General features: G+C 60.0%; 1 protein-coding gene. It reads left to right on the top strand.

The features are described from left to right. Positions 1-514: 514 nt before the first annotated feature. Positions 515-2,213, top strand: a 1,699-nt coding sequence (locus ACIP1X_RS17895) for a carbamoyltransferase (protein WP_400753976.1), incomplete at its 3' end; no start/stop codon positions are given.

Here is a 2,213-nt window from a genome sequence, read left to right as displayed (position 1 = left end):
TCCCAGATCCAATACACCTCATCTCGCGCACCCACTGAAGGAACGCGGTCACCTGTGGGAGCGGGCTTGCTCGCGAAGAGGCCAGCCAAAGCCCCGCGAATCTCCCAGATCGAATACACCTCATCTCGCGCACCCACTGAAGGAACGCGGTCACCTGTGGGAGCGGGCTTGCTCGCGAAGAGGCCAGCCAAAGCCCCACAAATCTCCCAGATCCAATACACCTCATCTCGCGCACCCACTGAAGGAACGCGGTCACCTGTGGGAGCGGGCTTGCTCGCGAAGAGGCCAGCCAAAGCCCCACAAATCTCTCTGACCCAATACGCCTCATCTCCGCAGCACCCGGTGCCGGGACAGGCTTTCATCAGGCTCATACCCCTGGGGCAATTCGCACAGGGTCATTCCCGCCACGTTTACGCTATAATCCCGCCCTTTAGCTGTCTCTCGCCCGGTGCGAGGGCACTTCAATTTTCAAGGCGCCTTGCGCCTGCATGCAGACTAAAGAGGCTAGACCCCTGTGGCATTGACGATTCTTGGCCTGTCCGGCGCCCTTAGCCATGATCCTTCAGCAGCCTTGTACATCGACGGCAAGTTGGTGGCGGCGGCTGAGGAAGAGCGCTTCGTACGCGATAAGCATGCAAAGAACCGCATGCCCTACGAATCGGCGAAGTTCTGCCTTGAGCAGGCTGGCATCAAGCCGTCCGACGTTGACGTGGTAGCGATTCCGTTCGCACCGATCAGCCTGTTCGGCGAGGCGCGCTGGCACTACGCCAAGCGCTACTGGTACGCACCGGATCGCGCTCTTGACGCGATTCTGATGGGCAACCGCCGCTACAAGCGCTATCGCAACAAGATCGTCTGGTGCCTGGAGCAACTGGGTTTTGATCCGAAAAAGATCAAGATCGAGCCGGTCGAGCACCACCTGGCTCACGCCTCCAGCGCCTACCACTGCTCGGGTTTCCAAGAGAAAACCGCGATCCTCGGCATCGACGGCAAGGGTGAGTACGCCACGACCTTCTTCGGTTATGGCGAAAACGGCAAGATCCACAAGATCAAGGAATTCTTCGACCCGGACTCCCTCGGCGGCCTGTTCTGCGCGATCACCGATTTCCTCGGTTTCGAGATGCTCGACGGTGAGTTCAAGGTCATGGGCATGGCGCCGTACGGCGACGCCAGCAAATATGACTTCTCGCGTCTGGCCTCGTTCGAGAACGGCGAACTGGTGATCAACACCGACTACGCCAACGTGATCGGCCTGCGTCGCTACAAAGAGAAGGGCAAAGGCTTCTACTTCTCGCCGAAGCTGATCGAATGGCTGGGCCCGAAACGCGAAGGCGACATCGCTGACGAGCCGTACATTCACTACGCCGCGAGCATGCAAGCGCTGTTCGAAAAGATCTCGCTGCAGATGATCGACCACTACCTGGGCGACATCCTCAAGGAAACCGGCAAACTCGCGTTCGCCGGCGGCTGTGCGTTGAACGTCAAGCTCAACCAGAAAATCATCGCCCGCGATGACGTCAAAGAATTGTTCGTACAACCTGCGTCCGGCGATGCCGGCACCGCAGTTGGCGCCGCCGCTTACGTGTCGCACGCCCGTGGCGTACCGGTCGAGAAGATGGAACACGTCTACCTCGGCCCGTCGTACAGCAACGAAGACGTGATCGCCGCGTGCGCCCGTCACGAGAACAAGCCGACCTGGCGCAAGCTCGACAACATGCCTGAGCAGATCGCCAAGATCATGGTCGATGGCAACCCGGTGGCCTGGTTCCAGGGCCGCATGGAATTCGGTCCGCGCGCACTCGGTGGTCGTTCGATCATCGGCTGCCCGAGCATTCCTGGCGTGGCTGACCGCATCAACCACCAGATCAAGTTCCGCGAGCGCTGGAGGCCTTTCTGCCCGTCGATGCTCGACACCGTTGCGCCACAGATGATCAAGATCGATCACCCGGCGCCGTTCATGACCTTCACTTTCGAAGTGGCGGACGAGTGGAAAACCCGTGTGCCGGAAGTCGTCCACGAAGACGGTACGTCCCGTGCCCAGGTGCTCAAGCGCGAATACAACCCGCGCTACTACGACATGATGAAAGCGCTCGAAGTCCTCACCGGCAACGGCGTGTCGCTGAACACCTCGCTCAACCGTCGTGGCGAACCGATGATCTGCTCGCCGACCGACGCGCTGAACATGTTCTTCGGCTCCGATCTGCAGTACCTGA

Origin of the sequence: Pseudomonas sp. NPDC088885 (assembly GCF_044750025.1) — a bacterium.
GTDB lineage: Bacteria > Pseudomonadota > Gammaproteobacteria > Pseudomonadales > Pseudomonadaceae > Aquipseudomonas > Aquipseudomonas rustica.
The sequence above is the reverse complement of the archived record's forward strand: the minus strand, read 5'-3'. Positions and strand labels throughout refer to the sequence as shown.